Raw genomic sequence first — 17,487 nt, forward strand, 5'->3', positions numbered from 1 at the left:
TCCCGGGTGGAACCCGGGCCGCTCAGCTCGCTCAGGCGCGGGTGCCGGTGCGGCGGGTGATGGCCTGCCACACGGCCGCGACGATGACACCACCGATGATCGCGAAGATCCAGGTGCCCAGACTGAAGAACTTCTCGTTCACGTTGATGTTGAACACCAGGGAGGCAATCCAGCCGCCGAGGAGAGCACCGACAATGCCGGTGAGGAGGGCGCCGAGCCAGCCGCCGCCCTGACGTCCGGGGAGGATGGCGCGAGCGATGGCACCGGCGATGAGGCCGAGAACGATCCAGCCAATGAAGCCCATGATAGTGATTCCTTTCAGGTTGCGAATCTGACGTACGAGAACGAACGTAGCAAGGGGTTTTCGTCCGGGGCCACCTCTGGCGCCCCGGCTTTTTCGGGATTTCCCGGCCGCACGAGGATCGCCCCGGCCGGGAGCGGGCCGATCAGCGGGGCGAGCCGTCGTCGGCAGCCCGGACGCCGGGCCGCGCCGCGACGTCACGACGCACGAGCAGGAACGCCAGCACCAGGCCCGCCAGGGCGATGCCCGCACCGACCAGCGGCGGGGTCCGCAGCGACGCACCGGCCCCGATCGCGGCCGCCCCGACCCACGCGCCCATCGCGTTGGCCATGTTCAGCGCGGAGTGGTTGAGCGAACCGGCCAGCTGCGGTGCGGTGGGCGCGGAGTCCACGAGCAGCACCTGCAGGGACGGGGCGATCCCGGAGCCGCTGACGGCCACGCAGAAGAGGAACACGATCATCACCGGAGCCCACGAGGCCGTCAGCGCGACGGCGGCCAGCGAGACCGCGCTGAGCCCGAAGCTCAGGCGCAGGGTGCCCACCGGGTCGCGGTCCGTGAGGGCGCCGCTGACGAGCGTGCCGATCACCATGCCGACGCCGTAGAGGGCCAGCACGGCGGGGACCCACCGTTCCTCGAGGCCCGCGACCTCCGTGAGCAGCGGCGCGATGTAGGTGTAGAGCGCGAACATGCCGGCGAAGCCGATCACGCCCACGGCCACCGTCGCCCACAGCCGGCCGGAGGCCAGACCGCGCAGCTCGCGGCCGACCGAGGCGCCCGCGGGGGCCGGCACGGACGGGACGAGCCACGCGGTCGCCCCGACGCACAGGGCCGCGCAGACCGCCACGATGATGAACATCCAGCGCCAGCCGACGGCCTGCCCGAGCGCCGTCGCGCCCGGCACGCCCAGCACGTTGGCCACGGACAGCCCGGCCATCACCCAGGCCACGGCCTGGCCGCGGCGGGCGGGCCCGGCGAGGTCCGCCGCGGCCAGGGCGGCCGCGGAGAAGTAGGCGCCGTGGGGCAGGCCCGACACGAACCGGGCCGCCATCATGCTCCCCATGTCCGGGGCGAGGAACGCGGCCACGTGCCCCACGACGAACAGCAGCATCAGCACGATGCTCGTGACCCGCCGGTCGACGCGGGCGAACGACGCGGCCAGAAGGGGAGCGCCGATCACGACGCCCAGCGCGTACATGGAGATGAGCACGCCGCCGGCCTCGAGACCGATGCCGAGGTCGGCCACCGCCTGCGGCAGCAGGCCCATCATCGCGAACTCCGTGGTGCCGATCGCGAAGCTGCCCAGGGCCAGCGCGAGGATGGCCGGCAGCAGACGCACGCGGCGGCCGCCCAGCAGCGCGCCGGGGCCCGGCGGCACGGTCGGCGGGACGGACGGGTCCGGGTGCGTCGGACGCGGGGCACGGGGGGAACGGTCGTGGGCGCCGTCGGCGGCGGGAGTGGGGATGGGCACCGACCCAGCCTACGGACTCCGGTCTGCGGGGGCGGGGGCCTCGCTAGCCTGGGCTCATGACCTCCGCCACACCTGCTCGCCCCGCGCCCGCCGCCCGCCCGACGACGTCGCCCCGGGACGGTGCGCGACCGCGGCAGGTCGTGGGGCTCGCGCTGCTCGACGATGTGGCCGCGCCGACCCGCCTGCTGGCGGCCCGTCGCAGCGCGCCTGCCCCGCTGCGGGGGCTCTGGGAGTTCCCCGGGGGCAAGGTCGAGCCGGGGGAGGGCGTCCAGGAGGCGCTGCTGCGGGAGTGCCGGGAGGAGCTCGGGGTCGCCGTGCGGCTCGGCCCCGAGGTGGCGGCGCCGGAGCCGGACGGGTGGGAGCTGGCCAACGGCGCCCGGATGCGGGTGTTCTGGGGCGTCCTGGCGGAGGAGGGGGCGACGCCCCGAGCCCTCCAGGACCACGACCTGCTGGCGTGGCTGCCGCTCGCCGGGCCGGGCGTGCGGCACCTGGACTGGATCCCGGCGGACCGGCCGATCGTGGCCGAGGTGCTCCGTGGCGCCGCCACGGCGTTCTCCGCGGGGCGCTGAGTCGACACGCGGCCGGCCGCGCCCCGCGGACCGGTCAGAACAGCGCGGGCTGCGCCGCCGGAGCGGAGGGCCGGGACGCCGGCCGGCGCCGGGCCGGGGGATCGTCCTCGCGCCGGATGCCGTGGGCGCCGCCGCGGGCCAGGCCGTGCCGTGCGGCGGCCTCCCCGGCCATCCGGGTGAGCATGCGGCGGTACGACTCGGGCGCGTAGGCGGACCGGGCGTACATCTGCTCGTAGCCGGCCAGCAGATCCGGGTGCTCGCGGCGGATCCAGTCCAGGTACCACTCCTTCGCGCCCGGCCGCAGGTGCAGGGCGCCCGGCATGACGCGCGCGGCTCCGGCGTCCGCCAGCGCGCGCATGAGGGCGTCGATCTCGCGGTCCCCGTCCGTGAGCCACGGCAGCAGGGGCATGGCCATGACGGTGACGTCCGCACCCGCGGCGGCGAGCCGCTCGATCAGGCGCAGGCGTGCGGTCGGCGACGGCGTGCCCGGCTCGACCGCGGCGGCGATGGCGGGGTCGAGCATCGCCAGGGACAGCGAGACCTGCACCGGCACCTGGCGCGAGGCCGCCTGCAGCAGGGGCACATCCCGCGCGAGCAGGGTCCCCTTGGTCAGCACGGAGAACGGGGTGCCGGAATCGGCCAGGGCCCGGATGATCCCGGGCATCAGCGCGTAGCGGCCCTCGGCCCGCTGATACGGGTCCGTGTTCGTCCCCAACGCCACCGCCTCGCGGCCCCACGTGGGGCGGGCGAGTTCGGCGCGCAGCACCTCGGCGACGTTGACCTTCACGACGATCTGCCGGTCGAAGTCGACCCCGGCGTCGAGCTCGAGGAAGGTGTGGGTGCTGCGGGCGTAGCAGTACCGGCAGGCGTGGGTGCAGCCGCGGTACGGGTTCACGGTCCAGCGGAACGGCATGGCCGAGGCGGACGGCACCGAGTTCAGTGCGGTCTTGGCGAGCACCTCATGGAAGGTGACGCCCGCGAACTCCGGGGTGGTGACACTCCGCTGCAGGTCCGAGAGCGGCAGCAGGGCGGCGGAGCCGGCCGGTGTGCCGGCCGTCGCCCGCTGGGCTCCGCCCTCGGACCGCAGGGTCTGCGCTTCCCATCGCATGGCCAGAAGTAGAACACATGTTCGAATCGACCCGCAAGCGTGTTCGAGTCCGGGCGTGGCGCGGGCGCCGAGACGCGCCTACCGTGGTCGCCATGACCTCCCGTGCACCCGCCCCGGCCGCCCGCGTCCTGCTCACGGGCTTCGAGCCCTTCGGCGGCGATGTCCACAACCCGTCGATCGCCGCCGCGCGGGACGCCGTGGGCATCCTGGCGGACCGGGGTGTGACGGCCGAGGCGGTCGAGCTGCCGTGCGCGTTCGGCGCGGCCGGGCCGGCCCTGACCGCGGCCCTCGACCGGGTCCGGCCGGAGGTGGCGATCGCCGTCGGGCTGGCTGGCGGCACGGCGACGGTCCGGGTCGAACGGGTGGCCGTGAACCTGCAGGACGCCCGGATCCCGGACAACGCGGGGGAGCAGCCCGTGGACCGGCCCGTGCGCGCCGACGGTCCCGCGGCCCTGTTCGCCACCCTGCCCGCCAAGCGTGCCGTCGCCGCGATCCGGGAGGCCGGCGTCGCCGCGGAGCCGTCCCTGTCCGCGGGCGCGTTCGTGTGCAACCACGTCATGTACTCGCTCCTCGACGGCCCCGGCACCGCCCGGGCCGCCGGCTTCATCCACGTGCCGTGGGACACCGAGCACCGCCCGACGCCGGACACCCCGGCCCTGCCCGCGGCCGACCTGGCGCGCGCGGTGGCCGAGGCCGCCCTGACGGCGCTGGCCGGCGGCCCCGACCTCGACGTCCCCGGCGGCACCCTGCACTGACCTCCCCGGACCCCGGGTCCGTGTCGGCGCGATCGCCCGTGCCCGTCAGCGGCGGCGCCGCAGGCCGCGGACCACGGGCCGCTCGATGTAGCCGCCCAGGGCCAGGCTCGCGCGTCGTTCGAAGACGTTGCGCGAGGCCGGATCCCCGGTCCGCCACATCGACCACGCCGCCGCCAGCGCGTACGCCGGCAGGAAGGGCAGACCCAGCAGGAGGGCGTACTGGTCCGCATGGCCGGCCTCGTGCCGCCACAGCGCGGGCGTCATGCGCAGGCCGGGGCGGGTGAACACGACGTCGCCGACCGTGAACGCGGCCCCGCCCGGGAACCGGTGCGTCCAGCCGTGGGCCTCGATCAGCCCGTGCGGTCCGGGCCGCAGCGCGCAGCCGGCGACGACGGCGCCCACCAGCCCCAGCGGCGTCGCCAGGTTCAGCAGGTTCCACAGCCCGCGCGCCCGCACGTGCGCCGGAGGCGACGGCCGGGAGGGGGCCGCGGTCATGGCTGTGCCGCAGGATCGGCGTCCCCGGCGGGGGACCCGGACGCGGGGACGTCGAAGTAGAGCGGGGCATGGGCGGCGCAGCCCGGGTTGAACGGCGCCCCGCAGGCCGGGCACGCAGGATCAGCGGTGGCCTCGAGGGCGAGGTAGGCGGTCACGCTCAGCTCGGTGCGGCACACCCCGCACAGCACATGCGGCCGGTCGAACTCGCCGGCAGGCACCGGCACGGCCGGGTGGTCGGCGAGCTCCGCGTGGCAGCGGTGGCAGGACCAGTACGCGGGGCAGCAGGCGAAGCGCAGGGCGACGACGTCCCGCGCCGTGGCGTAATGGGCGCAGCGGGTCTGCGCGTCCAGGCCCACGCCCCGCAGCAGCGGGTCGGTGCCGTCGAGGGAGTCCGGGGCGGTCATGCGCCTCAGCCTAGGTGTTGTGGGTCATGAGGTTCTTGACATGGGTACCGGGCTGAGATGAGACGAGTGGGCCTCTCCCGCAGGATGGAAGTTCCGGGCGTGTCAACTTGTCTGTGTAAGCGGGGTGGTCACAGGTAGGGGTTGATCCGGTCGGGGTAGGCCGCGGCGAGCTGGGCGAGGGCCTGCTTCCAGTTCGTGACGGCCTGGCCTTCGACGAGCCGGCCCTGGGCTTTGCGCTGGCCGGCGGGTTTGCCCCGGTCCCGAGCGCGTTCGGCGGCGCGTTTGTCTTCGATGTTGCAGATCGCCAGCCAGAGCAGCTTCACCGCCGCCTCGGTCGAGGGGAAGTGGCCGCGGTTCTTGGTCACCTTCCGTAGCTGGAAGTTCAGCGACTCGATGCTGTTGGTCGTGTAGATGACCTTGCGGAGCATGGGTGGGAACTGCAGGAACGGGATGAACCGCTCCCAGGAGTTCGCCCAGGTCGCGGCTGCAGACGGGTACTTCGTGCCGAGCTCGGAGGCCTCGAACTCGGCCAGCGCCTTCCTCGCGGTCTCTTCGTTGGGGGCGGTGTAGATCGGCTTCAGCGCGGCGGCGACCTTCTTGCGGTCCTGGTAGGCCACGAACCGCATCGCGGCCCGGATCAGGTGAACCACGCAGGTCTGGACCATCGAGTCCGGCCACGTCGCCTCGATCGCCTCCGGCAGGCCCTTGAGCCCGTCGCAGCACACGATCAGCACGTCCTGCACGCCCCGGTTGGCGAGATCGGCGCAGACGTGGGCCCAGAACGCCGAGCCCTCGGTGTCCTGGACCCAGATCCCCAGCACGTGCTTGATGCCCTCGAGGTCCACGCCGACGGCGATGTAGGCGGCACGGTTGAGGACCTGGCTGTTCTCTCGGATCTTGATCCGGATTGCGTCGAGATAGATCACCGGATAGAACTCCTCCAGCGGCCGCGACTGCCACGCCAGGACCTCTTCGCTCACGGCGTCGGTGATGTTGGAGATCGTCTCGTGCGACAGGTCCGTGCCGATCGTGGAGGCCAGGTGGTGCTGGATGTCCCGGATCGTCATTCCGCCGGCATAGAGGCTGATGATCATGTCATCCAGGCCCCCGAGGCGCCGCTGGCCCTTGGGCACCAGGCGCGGGGTGAACGACCCGCCCCGGTCTCGCGGGACGTCCAGCTCGATCGGCCCGACCTCGGACTCCACGGTCTTCGGGGTGGTCCCGTTGCGGGAGTTGGCGTGCTTCGGCGCCTCGCTCGAGCCCTTCTCGTAGCCCAGATGGCTGGTCAGCTCGGCCTGCAGGCCCCGCTCGAGCGCGGCCTTGACCAGCGCGGGCACGAACCCGCCGTCACCGGTGAGCTCGACGCCGCCCGCGTCGATCTGCGCGAACAGGGCATCAAGCTGCCCTGAGGCTTTCAGCTGCTCGACCAGGTCCTGGCCCGAGGGCTCGCCTGGGTTCTTCTCGTCGATCATGGTCATGATTCTTACCGTTCCTCTCGGTACGGCTTACACAGACCATCTGACACGCCCGAAGTTCCTACACCACCGACCTGCCCGAGAAGACCCACTCATGACTCACGCTAACGCACCCCTGACCCCGACCGGCCGTCTCAGGATGGTCCACCGCCACCTGCACGACGGGATCCCGCAGGCGCACGTGGCCGCCGAGTTCCGGGTGAGCCGGCCCACGGTGGCCACTTGGGTCGCCCGCTACCGCGCCCAGGGAGAAGCCGGCCTTCAGGACCTGCCCAGCCGGCCGCACCGTTCACCTGCCCAGCTCGATCCGGTCTTGGTCGCCCAGATCCACGCCCTGCGGCGGGAGCGCAAGTGGTCCGCACGGCGCATCCATCACCACCTCGTCTCCGAGGGCCACCGGGTGTGTCTTCGTACCGTGGGACGGTGGCTGCACCGACTCGGGATCTCCCGCCTACGGGACCTGACCCCGGCCGGAGAAGACCTGCGCCAACGACCCCAGAAGATCACCGCCCGCGGCCCGGGGCACATGGTGCACCTGGATGTGAAGAAGATCGGGAAGATCCCAGACGGGGGCGGCTGGCGTGCTCACGGACGTGACAGTGAAGCAGGCCGTGCTTCCAAGCGTGGTGCAGGCCGGCGGGTCGGCTACACCTACCTGCACTCGGCGATCGACGGGTACACCCGCCTGGCCTACACCGAGGCGTTGGAGGACGAGCGGGCGGCCACGACCGTGAGCTTCTACTGCCGGGCGAGGGCGTTCTTCGCCGCCCACGGCATCACCGTGGACCGGGTGGTCACGGACAACGGGAACAACTATCGGGCTGCGGACTTCACCGCGAAGGTGGTCTCGCTCGGGGGCCGGCATCACCGGATCCGCCCCTACACCCCGCGCCATAACGGGAAGGTCGAACGGTACAACCGGCTGATGGTCGATGAGGTCCTCTACGCCCGCCCGTACTCCTCAGAGCAAGCTCGGCGTGCGGCGTTGGCAGTGTGGGTGAACCACTACAACTACCATCGGCCTCATACCTCCTGCGGAGACGCTCCTCCGGCCTCGTTGGCACCGGCCCGAGTCAACAACGTCATGCCCTCCTACACCTAGGCCGAGCGGGCCCGGGGCGGACACTAGACTGACGGGCGTCCCACCGTCCCCCATGCGAAGGTCGTTGCCCTGATGACACCCAGCCCCGAGACCGGCGCGGAGCCCACCGCGCCCGTGGCGGAGATCTCCCCCGTGGACGCGGAGGCGGTGGAGGCCGCTGTGCAGGCCGCGCTCGCCGCATATGAGGCCGCGGCCGACCTCGATGAACTCAAGGCCGCCCGCCTGGCCCACACCGGCGACCGGGCCCCCTTGACTCTCGCGAACAAGGCGATCGGCGCTCTGCCCAAGGAGCGCAAGGCGGAGGCCGGCAAGCTCATGGGCGCCGCACGCGGCCGCCTGGGCAAGGCCCTGGCCGCCCGCACCGAGGTGCTCGAGGCGGAGCAGGCCGCGCGGATCCTGCGCGAGGAGACGGTGGACGTGACCACCGCGGTCCGTCGCCGCCGCGTCGGCGCCCGTCACCCGCTCTCGCTGACGATGGACCGTGTCTCGGAGATCTTCGTCGGCATGGGCTGGGAGATCGCGGAGGGCCCCGAGCTCGAGTCCGAGTGGTTCAACTTCGACTCCCTCAACTTCGCGCCGGATCATCCGGCCCGCGAGATGCAGGACACCTTCTTCGTGGACCCGGCCGAGGCCCACCTGCTGCTGCGCACCCACACCTCTCCGGTGCAGATGCGCTCCCTGCTCGAGCGGGGAGCCCCCACCTACGTGCTGTGCCCGGGCCGCACGTTCCGCACGGACGAGCTGGACGCCACGCACACCCCGGTGTTCCACCAGTTCGAGGGCCTGGCCGTGGACAAGGGCCTGACCATGGCCCACCTGCGCGGCACCCTCGAGTACTTCGCCCGCCAGATGTTCGGGGCGGAGGCGGCCATCCGCCTGCGCCCGAACTTCTTCCCGTTCACCGAGCCCAGCGCCGAGCTGGACATCTGGCACCCCGGCGCCAAGGGCGGGCCCCGCTGGATCGAGTGGGGCGGCTGCGGCATGGTGCACCCGAACGTGCTGCGCGCCGCGGGCCTGGACCCGGAGGAGTACTCCGGGTTCGCGTTCGGCATGGGCGTGGAGCGCACGCTCATGTTCCGCAACGAGGTCCCGGACATGCACGACATGATCGAGGGCGACGTCCGCTTCTCCCAGCACTTCGGAATGGAGGTCTGATCCATGCGCATCCCCCTGGACTGGCTGCGGGAGTTCGTCCCCGTGCCCGCGGAGCACCGTGCCGAGGACGTGATGGCCGACCTCGTCCGCGTCGGCCTCGAGGAGGAGGACGTCCACCGTCCGGCTGCCGAGCTGCAGGGCCCGATCGTCGTCGGGCAGGTGCTCTCCAAGGAGCCCGAGCCGCAGAAGAACGGCAAGACCATCAACTGGTGCTCCGTGCGCGTGGTGCCCGAGGGCGCCGCACAGCCGCTCACCGGCGAGGGGATCGAGCCCTCCGGCGTGCAGGGCATCGTGTGCGGCGCCCACAACTTCGAGGTCGGGGACAAGGTCGTCGTGGCCCTGCCCGGCGCGGTGCTGCCCGGCGACTTCCGCATCAGCCCCCGTAAGACCTACGGCCACGTCTCGGCCGGCATGATCGCCTCCAGCACGGAGCTGGGCATGGGCGACGACGGCACGGACGGGATCATCGTGCTCGGCGACCTCGGGCTCGACCCCGAGCCGGGCACCGACGCCCGGGACGTCCTGGACCTGCACGGCGAGGCCGCCGAGATCAACGTGACGCCCGACCGCGGCTACGCGTTCTCGATGCGCGGCGTCGCGCGCGAGTACGCGCACGCCACCGGCGTGCCCTTCACGGACCCGGCCGCCGCCGTCCACCCGCCCGCGGCCGACGACGCCGGCCCGGCCGTCCGCATCGACGACGACGCGCCGATCCACGGCGAGCCCGGGGCCACCCGGTTCGTGGCCCGCACGGTCTCCGGCGTGGACGCGACCCGCCCGACCCCGCCGTGGCTGGCCGCGCGCCTGCGCCTGGCCGGCATCCGCACCATCTCCCTGCCGGTGGACATCTCCAACTACGTCATGTGGGAGCTGGGCCAGCCCCTGCACTTCTACGACGCGGACACGCTCTCCGGCGAGATCGTGGTGCGCCGCGCGCGGGCCGGAGAGACCCTGACCACCCTCGACGGCAAGGAGCGCGAGCTCGACCCCGAGGACCTGCTCATCACGGACGACTCCGGCCCCATCGGCCTGGCGGGCGTCATGGGCGGGGCCGCCACCGAGGTCACGGACGCCACCACCACGATCGTGGTCGAGTCCGCGAACTTCGACCCCGTGTCGATCGCCCGTACGCGGCGCCGGCACCGCCTGCCCTCGGAGGCGTCGAAGCGCAACGAGCGCGGCGTCGACTGGGAGATCGCCGACGAGGCGGCCGAGCGGGCCGTGCAGCTGCTCGTCGAGCTCGCCGGCGGCACCGCCGAGCCCGGGGTCACCGACGTCGGGACGCGGCCGCAGCCGGCCGTCGTCGAGATGGCCGCCGACTTCCCCTCCGCCCTGGTGGGCGTGGCGTACACGACCGACGAGGTCGTGGAGACGCTGCGCGCCCTGGGCGCCGAGGTGGCCGTCGCCGAGGCCGCCGCCGACGTCGCCCCGCGGCTGACCGTGACCGCCCCGTCGTGGCGCACGGACCTGCGCATCCCCGAGGACCTCGCCGAGGAGGTCGCGCGCCTGCGCGGCTACGACGCGATCCCCTCCGTGGTGCCCGTGGCCCCGCCGGGCCGCGGCTTCACCCGCCGCCAGGCCCAGCGTCGCCGCGTGTCGGCCGCGCTCGCGGCCGCGGGACTCACCGAGGTGCTGGCCTACCCGTTCGTCTCCGAGGAGCAGAACCGGCGTTTCGGGGCGGACTCGGACGCGCAGGGCCAGGCCCTGGCGATGGTGGCCCTGGCCAATCCGATCGCCTCCCAGTACCGGTACCTGCGCCTGTCGCTGCTGCCGGGCCTCGTCGAGACCGCGCGCCGCAACCTCGGACGCGGCTTCCGCGATCTGGCGCTGTACGAGATGGGGCTGGTCTTCCTGCCCGGCGCGCAGCTGGGCTCGGCGACGATCCCCCCGCGCGCGGTCCACCCCTCCGCCGAGGTCCTCGCCGACCTCGAGGCCGGCATCCCCGCTCAGCCGTGGCACGTGGCCGGTCTGTACGCCGGGCACGACTCGGCGCCCGGGCCGGACCACGACCCCCGCCCGGTGGACTGGCAGGACGCGATCGCCGGGGCCCTCGACGTGGCCGACGTCCTCGGCGTCGAGCTGACCGTCCGCCAGGGCCGGCACCACGCGTTCCACCCGGGCCGGGTGGCCGAGCTCGTCGTCGTGACCGAGCACGGGGACCGGGTGGTGGGCGTCGCCGGCGAGCTGCACCCGCAGTGGCTCGAGGCCGAGGACCTGCCCGCCCGCACGAGCGTGTGGGAGCTGGACCTGGACGCGCTGTGCGCCGCGGCCCCCGAGATCGTGGTCGCCGCACCGCTGTCCACGTTCCCCGTGAGCACGCAGGACGTGGCGCTCGTGGTGGACGAGGCCGTCGTGGCCGGGGACGTGCGCGCGACCCTCGCCGAGGGTGCCGGGGAGCTGCTCGAGGCCGTCGAGCTGTTCGACGTCTACCGGGGCGCGGGCGTGCCGGAGGGGCGGAAGTCCCTCGCGTTCTCCCTGCGCTTCCGCGCCCCTGACCGCACGCTCACCGCGGAGGAGGTCTCCGAGGCCCGCGCCGCGGCCACCGCGCTCGCGGCGCAGCGGCACGGGGCGGTCCAGCGCTGACCGTGTCCGTCGCGACCGGCCCGTGGGGCCTGACCTCGGCCGTCCCCGCCTCGGCGGGGGCGGCCGACGCCGTCTCCGCGCTGCTCGGTCAGGTGCGCACCGCCCTGACGGCGGCCTGGGGCGTGCCGGTGGGGCCGCTCGGGCTCCGGCACGCCTGCCCGCGCTGCGGCTCGGCCGCGCACGGCGTCCCCGCGCTGACCGGCCTGCCCCCCGGCCGGGTCGCCCTCGTCTCGTTCACGCGCGTCCGGATGCCCGGCACTGAGGACCGGGCTCGGATCGGGGCGTGGTGGGCGCCGGCACGGCCCGCCGACGGGCTCGGCCTCGGGGTGGACGTCGAGCGGGCGGACGCCGCGGCCTTCGCGGACGAGGACGGCCTGGGCGGGGTGGGCTTCTCGACGGCGGAGCGCGCCCGGGTGCGGGAGCTTCCCGCCCCCGAGAGGCCCGCCGCGCGGGCCCGGCTGTGGACGCGGAAGGAGGCGCTCGTGAAGGCCGCCGGCACCGGCTTCACGGGCGACCCCGCCGCCGTCGACGCACTGACCGTGCCGGCCGACGTCGTGCTGGTGGACCTCACCGACCGGCTGCCGGGCGGTCTCCTCGGGGCGCTGGCGCTGCGGGGCCGCTGAGTCGACCGCGCGGGCGCCTCAGCCCGGGAACGGCGGCAGCTCGGGCCGCAGCGTCCACGCGTCGAAGAGCTCGTCCACCTGCGCTCGGCTCACCCCGGCGTGCGGGGCCCACGCGTGCACGTGCGTGCGCAGCCCCAGGGAGTCGACGGTGCCGAACCGGTGCTCCCGCACCCAGGCGCGCAGCATGGAGCCGAAGAGGTCCGTGCCCAGCAGGTGCCGCAGCGCCTCCACGGTGAGCGCGCCGCGCTTGTACACCCAGTCCTCGAACATCTCCTCCGGCCCGGGCTCGGCCAGCGCCTGCTCCACCGGGTGCGCGGCCAGCTTCTGCCAGGCCCGCCGCGCCATCGAGGTGATGCTGGACCGCCCCGAGGCCTCGGCCCACAGCCACTCGGACCAGCAGGCGAAGCCCTCGTGCAGCCACAGGTCGGACCAGCGGCCCAGGGTCACGGCGTTGCCGAACCACTGGTGGGACATCTCGTGGGCGATCAGCCGCTCGGACTCCCACGAGCCGTCCAGGTGGTTGGTGCCGAACAGCGACATGCTCGCGGCCTCGAGCGGGATCTCGAGCTCCTCGTCGGCCACGACCGCGGTGTAGTCCTCGAATGGGTATGGCCCGTAGGCGTCGATGAACGTGGCCATCATGGCCGGCTGGGGGGCAAGGGCCCGGAGGGCCCGCTGCTCGGTCCGCGGGGAGACCACGAGGCGCAGCGGCGGCAGGCCCTCGGCGGGAGGGGCGGCGTCCACGAGCCGGTAGCGGCCGATCTGCACGCTGAGCAGGTAGGCGGGCACGGGCTGGTCGAGCCGCCACCGCCACGTGACCCGCGAGCCGCGCGTGCGCACGGGCGCGCCCACGCCGTTGGCGACGGGCAGGTAGCCCGCGTCGCAGGTGAGGGTGATCTCCGCCGTCGAGCGGGAGGTGGGGGAGTCCACGCACGGCAGCCACGTGGAGGCGCCGTGGGGCTGCCCGGCCACGAGCACGCCGTCCGTGAGCTCCTCCCAGCCGATCGTGCCCCACGGGCTGCGCCGCAGCGTGGGCGTGCCCGCGTAGACCACGGTCAGCTCCACGAGCGTGCCCTCCGGCCGGCTCTCGTCCAGGTCGACGACGAGGCGGCTCGGGGCGCGGCCCGGCTGGGTGAACGAGGAGGCGACGGCGCGGCCGTCGACGACGGCGTCCACCCGGGACACGCGCAGCCGGTACAGGTCCAGCTCGATGCGGCGGCTCTGCTTCGTCAGGCGCACGCGCAGGACGGCGGTGCCGGAGACCCGGTTCGCGGCCAGGCGCACGTCGAGGTCCAGTGCGATGTGCTCGACGGTGGCGGCGTCGGTGCCGACGCCCGGGACGTAGGGATCGGTGCTCATGCTTCCTCTCGGGAGGGGGTGGCCGCGGCGGCGGGGTCGCCGTCGGGACGACGCCACGGGGAGACCGGGTTGCCGAGCCACCACGTGCCGGCGGGCAGCTCCTCGCCGCGCATCACGAGGGACCCGGCACCGACGGTGGTGCCGCGGCCCAGGCGGGCGGCGGGCAGCACCACGGAGTGGGGGCCGAGGGTGGCGCCGTCCTCCAGGACGACGGCGTCCAGGGACATCACGCGGTCGTGGAACAGGTGGGTCTGGACGACGCAGCCGCGGTTCACGGTGGCGCCGTCGCCGAGCTCCACGAGGTCGGCCTCGGGCAGCCAGTAGGACTCGACCCAGGCGCCGTGGCCGATGCGGGCGCCCATCGCGCGCAGGAACCAGACCAGGGCGGGGGTCCCGGCCGCGGCCCGGCTGAACCACGGGGCGGCGAGGAACTCGGTGAAGGTGTCCGCGACCTCGTTGCGCCAGATGAACGAGGACCACAGCGGGTGCTCGCCCGCGCGGATCCGGCCGACGAAGACCCGCTTGGCGAGCACGGTCAGGCTCGCCGCGACCGCGCCGGCCGCGAGCAGGACGACGCCGCCCAGGACGAAGGCCAGCGCCCACGTGCCGACCGCGATGAGGGCGGCCAGCGTCGCGCCGACGGCGAGGGACAGGGCCACGTGCAGCCACACCGGGATCGCGCGCAGCAGCTCCCAGGCGGTGCGGGCGGCCTTGAGTCGGGCCGGCGGGTCGTAGGTGAGGGCGGCGTCTGCGGTGACCTCGTTGCGGCGCAGGCGCACGGGCGGGGAGCCCATCCAGGACGTGCCCGCCTTGGTCTTGGCCGGGGTGGTGGACAGCACCGCCACGAGCGAGTCGCGGCGCAGGGTGCGGCCGCCGGGCACCATGCCGGAGTTGCCCACGAACGAGCGCTTGCCGACCTTCGCGGGGGCCACGTGCATCCACCCGCCGTCGAGGGAGTAGGAGGAGACCATCGTGTCGTCGGCGAGGAACGCGCCGTCGCCCACGCGGGTCATGCAGGGCAGGAGCACCACGGTGGAGGCCTCGACGCCGCGGCCCACCTCGGCGCCCAACAGGCGCAGCCACGTCGGCGTGAAGCGGGAGGCGTAGATCGGGAACAGCTGGTCGCGGGCGGCGTCGAGGACGCGCTCGGTGGCCCACACCTGCCAGCCGACCCGGGAGCGCACGGGGTGGTGCCCCTCCGTGATGCCGAGCGCGAGCAGGCGCACGGTGACGAGCACGAGCAGCATCTGGGTCAGGAACCAGACGCCGGCCACCAGGGGGCTTGCGGCCAGCAGGCGCGCCGCGGTGGTCCCGACGGCGGCCAGCGGCCCCGCCTCCGGGGCCGGCGGCCACCAGGTCAGCGACCACGCGGCCACCGCGGCCGCCGCGGCGGCGGAGACGAGCGGAAGGAGGGAGATGAGGGTCGAGAGGACGGTCGCCATCAGGCGCCAGCCCGGGGTCTCCCGCGGCGCCTCGGCGGGGCCGCGGGACTTCACCTTGCCCACCTTGACGGCGGGGGAGCCGGCGTGGCGCTGGCCGCCGCGCACCCGCCCGGCGACGGTGGACCCGGCCTCGACGTGCGCCCCGGCGCCGACCTGGGCGCCCGGCAGGAGCGTGGAGCGGGCGCCCACGACGGCGTCCGCGCCGATGCGCACCTCGCCGAGCCGGACGACGTCGCCGTCGACCCAGTAGCCGGACAGGTCCACCTCAGGCTCGATCGCGGCGCCCTCCTCGACCGTGAGCATGCCGGTGACCGGTGGCACGGTGTGCATGTCCACGTCCTTGCCGATCCGGTTGCCCAGCAGTCGCGCGTAGGCGGGCACCCACGTGGCGCCGGCCAGCGAGTAGGGGTCCACGAGGTCGCTGATCTGCTGGGCGAGCCACAGGCGCAGGTGGACGCGGCCACCGCGCGGGTAGGACCCGGGGCTCACGCCGCGCAGCAGCAGCCGGGCCGTCGCGGCGGTGAGCAGCATGCGGCCGGGCACGGTCACCACCAGCAGACCGGCCACGATCAGCACCCACCACGGCACGGTGGGCAGCCCGGGCGCGAGCCCGGAGAGCGTCAGCAGGTTCAGGGCCAGGCCGGTCCACACGCCCAGGCGCAGGGCGGGCAGGACGAACACGGGCAGTCCCACGAGGGTCTGGACCCACTGGGTGCGGTGGCGGGTGCGGTCGACGTGCCGGTCGTGCACCTCGATGCCGCGGGGGCCGTCGTCGCCCACGACGGCGGCCACGAGGGCCCCGGCGGTGGGGTTGCGGTAGACGTCCTGGACGGTCACGGCCGGGTGGCGCAGGCGCAGGCGGGCCACGAGCTGGGCAGCGGCGAGCGAGCCGCCGCCGGCCTCGAAGAAGTCGGTGTCGGCGTCCTTGGGGGGCGCGCCGAGCACGTCCGCCCACTGGCGCAGCACCCAGCCGTCGGCGGTGTCCTCGTTCGGCTGGGGCGCGTCCTCGTCCACCTCGGCGCCGGGCAGGGGCCACGGCAGCGCGTGGCGGTCCACCTTGCCGGAGGTCTTCGTGGGCAGGGAGTCCACGACGGCCAGCCGGGGCACGAGGGCGGCCGGCAGCTCCGCCGCGAGGTGCTCGCGGGCCATGTGCAGGTCGAGCTCGGCCTCGGGGTCCGCGGGGACGAGGTAGCCGACGAGGATCTGGTGGCCCGCCGGGGTGGTCTGCACGGCCGCGGCGCCGCCGTGGACGCCGGGCAGGGCCTGGAGGGCCGCGTCCACCTCGCCGAGCTCGATGCGGCGGCCGCCGAGCTTCACCTGGTCGTCGGCGCGGCCGACGAACAGCAGGCCCTCCGGCTCGAAGACCACGAGGTCACCGGAGCGGTAGGCACGCTCCCAGCCGAGGGAGGGCATGGGGGCGTACTTCTCGGCGTCCTTGGCCGGGTCGAGGTAGCGGGCCAGGCCGACGCCGCCGATGATCAGCTCGCCCGTCTCGCCCTCGGCCACGGGCAGCGTGGTCTGCGGGTCGACGACGGCCAGGTCCCAGCCGTCCAGGGGCAGGCCGATGCGGACCGGGCCGAGACCCGTGAGCGGGGCCGCGCACGCGACGACGGTGGCCTCCGTGGGGCCGTAGGTGTTCCAGACCTCGCGGCCGTCCTCCGCCAGGCGCGCGGCGAGCTCGGGCGGGCAGGCCTCGCCGCCGAAGATCAGCAGCCGGACGTTGTCCATGGCCTCGGTGGGCCACATCGCGGCGAGGGTCGGCACGGTGGACACGGCGGTGATGCGCCGCTCGGCGAGCCACGGGCCGAGGTCCATGCCGGAGCGCACGAGCGAGCGGGGGGCCGGGACCAGGCACGCACCGTGACGCCAGGCGAGCCACATCTCCTCGCACGAGGCGTCGAACGCGACGGACAGTCCCGCCAGCACGCGGTCGCCCGGGGCGAGCGGATCGTCCGCCAGGAAGATCCGCGCCTCGGCGTCCACGAAGGCCGCGGCCGAGCGGTGGCTCACCGCCACGCCCTTGGGGGTGCCCGTCGAGCCAGAGGTGAAGATGATCCACGCGTCGTCCTCGAGCCCGGGGGCGCGGGCCTCCGCGGCCGGGTCCGCGGTGTGCTCGGGGTGCGGGGCGTAGACCCGCTCGTCGGTGAGGACGCCGGCCACCTTCGCCTCGCCGAACACGAGGCGGGCGCGCTCCTCCGGATCGTCCGCGTCCACGGGGACGTAGGCCGCGCCGGCGGCGAGCACGCCGAGGATCGAGACGTACAGCGCGGCCGTGCCCGAGGCGATCCGCACGCCGACCCGGTCTCCCGCCCGCACGCCGGCGGCCCACAGGTGGCGGGCGGTCTCGTCGACGCGCTCCCGCAGCTCCGCGTACGTCAGCGGCTCGACGCCGTCGTCCAGGGCGGTCGCGTCCGGGTGCTCGCGCGCCGTGGCGTCGAAGAGCTCCACGAGCGTCCGGGCGGGCGGGGTGCGCTCGGAGCCGGGCAGCTGCGGCCGATGCGGCGCGCCCGCGGGGTCGAGGGGGACGGAGGGCGGGGTGGGCGCGGCGGACGAAAGGGACACAGGGGCCTCCGGGGGTGTGAGCGGCAAACCGAGGGTCGGACGCGGACCAGGCCGCAGCGGGACATTCTATGCCCCGCCCGCGGCCG

14 protein-coding genes are annotated in these 17,487 nt (G+C 74.4%); 6 read left to right on the forward strand and 8 right to left on the reverse strand.

Annotation, left to right across the window (positions count from 1 at the left end):
* Positions 1 to 31: 31 nt before the first annotated feature.
* Positions 32 to 304, reverse strand: a complete 273-nt coding sequence (locus tag HDA34_RS11000; RefSeq protein WP_020624693.1) for a GlsB/YeaQ/YmgE family stress response membrane protein — start codon at positions 302 to 304, stop codon at positions 32 to 34.
* A 142-nt stretch (positions 305 to 446) separates the two neighbouring features.
* Positions 447 to 1,769, reverse strand: a complete 1,323-nt coding sequence (locus HDA34_RS11005; protein ID WP_134377021.1) for an MFS transporter — start codon at positions 1,767 to 1,769, stop codon at positions 447 to 449.
* A gap of 56 nt (positions 1,770 to 1,825) precedes the next feature.
* Between HDA34_RS11005 and HDA34_RS11010 the strand changes: the two genes are divergently transcribed.
* Positions 1,826 to 2,338 carry a (deoxy)nucleoside triphosphate pyrophosphohydrolase gene (locus HDA34_RS11010; protein ID WP_098092377.1) on the forward strand — a complete coding sequence of 171 codons (513 nt, stop codon included), beginning with the start codon at positions 1,826 to 1,828 and terminating at the stop codon, positions 2,336 to 2,338.
* A gap of 34 nt (positions 2,339 to 2,372) precedes the next feature.
* Here the strand turns inward: HDA34_RS11010 and HDA34_RS11015 are convergent, their stop codons facing one another.
* Positions 2,373 to 3,446: an Rv2578c family radical SAM protein gene (locus HDA34_RS11015; protein ID WP_134377020.1), complete on the reverse strand. Its 1,074-nt coding sequence runs from the start codon at positions 3,444 to 3,446 to the stop codon at positions 2,373 to 2,375.
* 92 nt (positions 3,447 to 3,538) lie between these two features.
* Here HDA34_RS11015 and HDA34_RS11020 point away from each other — a divergent pair, with 92 nt between their 5' ends.
* A complete protein-coding gene (locus HDA34_RS11020) occupies positions 3,539 to 4,201 on the forward strand; it encodes a pyroglutamyl-peptidase I (RefSeq protein ID WP_060974027.1) in 663 nt (220 codons plus the stop codon).
* Positions 4,202 to 4,246: 45 nt separating this feature from the next.
* On the opposite strand, the gene HDA34_RS11025 is transcribed toward HDA34_RS11020, so the two are convergent.
* The 3 genes from HDA34_RS11025 to HDA34_RS11035 all read right to left on the reverse strand — a co-directional run bounded on the left by HDA34_RS11025 (position 4,247) and on the right by HDA34_RS11035 (position 6,572).
* Positions 4,247 to 4,696, reverse strand: coding sequence for a hypothetical protein (locus HDA34_RS11025; protein WP_049147952.1), 450 nt, complete (start codon positions 4,694 to 4,696; stop codon positions 4,247 to 4,249).
* Positions 4,693 to 5,100 (reverse strand): CHY zinc finger protein, encoded by a 408-nt coding sequence (locus HDA34_RS11030; protein WP_049147953.1) that lies wholly within the window; start codon positions 5,098 to 5,100, stop codon positions 4,693 to 4,695. Before HDA34_RS11030 ends, HDA34_RS11025 begins: the two co-directional genes overlap by 4 nt.
* Positions 5,101 to 5,228: 128 nt before the next feature.
* Entirely contained in the window at positions 5,229 to 6,572 is a 1,344-nt protein-coding gene (locus HDA34_RS11035; protein WP_012750929.1) for an IS256-like element ISMlu11 family transposase, read from the reverse strand.
* A gap of 97 nt (positions 6,573 to 6,669) precedes the next feature.
* On the opposite strand from HDA34_RS11035, the gene HDA34_RS11040 reads away from it, so the two are divergent.
* From HDA34_RS11040 to HDA34_RS11055, 4 genes are all read left to right on the forward strand, one after another.
* A complete protein-coding gene (locus HDA34_RS11040) occupies positions 6,670 to 7,677 on the forward strand; it encodes an IS481 family transposase (protein WP_182496716.1) in 1,008 nt (335 codons plus the stop codon).
* Positions 7,678 to 7,749: 72 nt separating this feature from the next.
* Positions 7,750 to 8,832, forward strand: coding sequence for a phenylalanine--tRNA ligase subunit alpha (pheS, locus tag HDA34_RS11045; protein ID WP_049147954.1), 1,083 nt, complete (start codon positions 7,750 to 7,752; stop codon positions 8,830 to 8,832).
* A gap of 3 nt (positions 8,833 to 8,835) precedes the next feature.
* Positions 8,836 to 11,415: a phenylalanine--tRNA ligase subunit beta gene (gene pheT / locus HDA34_RS11050; protein ID WP_078025580.1), complete on the forward strand. Its 2,580-nt coding sequence runs from the start codon at positions 8,836 to 8,838 to the stop codon at positions 11,413 to 11,415.
* Between the two features lie 2 nt (positions 11,416 to 11,417).
* Positions 11,418 to 12,038 carry a 4'-phosphopantetheinyl transferase family protein gene (locus HDA34_RS11055; protein WP_036337488.1) on the forward strand — a complete coding sequence of 207 codons (621 nt, stop codon included), beginning with the start codon at positions 11,418 to 11,420 and terminating at the stop codon, positions 12,036 to 12,038.
* 18 nt (positions 12,039 to 12,056) lie between these two features.
* Here the strand turns inward: HDA34_RS11055 and HDA34_RS11060 are convergent, their stop codons facing one another.
* The gene (locus tag HDA34_RS11060) at positions 12,057 to 13,397 is read right to left on the reverse strand and encodes a M1 family metallopeptidase (protein ID WP_036337490.1); all 1,341 of its coding nucleotides are present in this window, start codon (positions 13,395 to 13,397) and stop codon (positions 12,057 to 12,059) included.
* Complete coding sequence (locus HDA34_RS11065; RefSeq protein ID WP_041104187.1) at positions 13,394 to 17,401, reverse strand: Pls/PosA family non-ribosomal peptide synthetase; 4,008 nt, start codon at positions 17,399 to 17,401, stop codon at positions 13,394 to 13,396. The genes HDA34_RS11060 and HDA34_RS11065 overlap by 4 nt, the downstream gene beginning before the upstream one ends.
* Between the last annotated feature and the right edge of the window lie 86 nt (positions 17,402 to 17,487).

Source organism: Micrococcus luteus (genome assembly GCF_014138885.1).
In the GTDB taxonomy this organism is placed as follows: domain Bacteria; phylum Actinomycetota; class Actinomycetes; order Actinomycetales; family Micrococcaceae; genus Micrococcus; species Micrococcus luteus.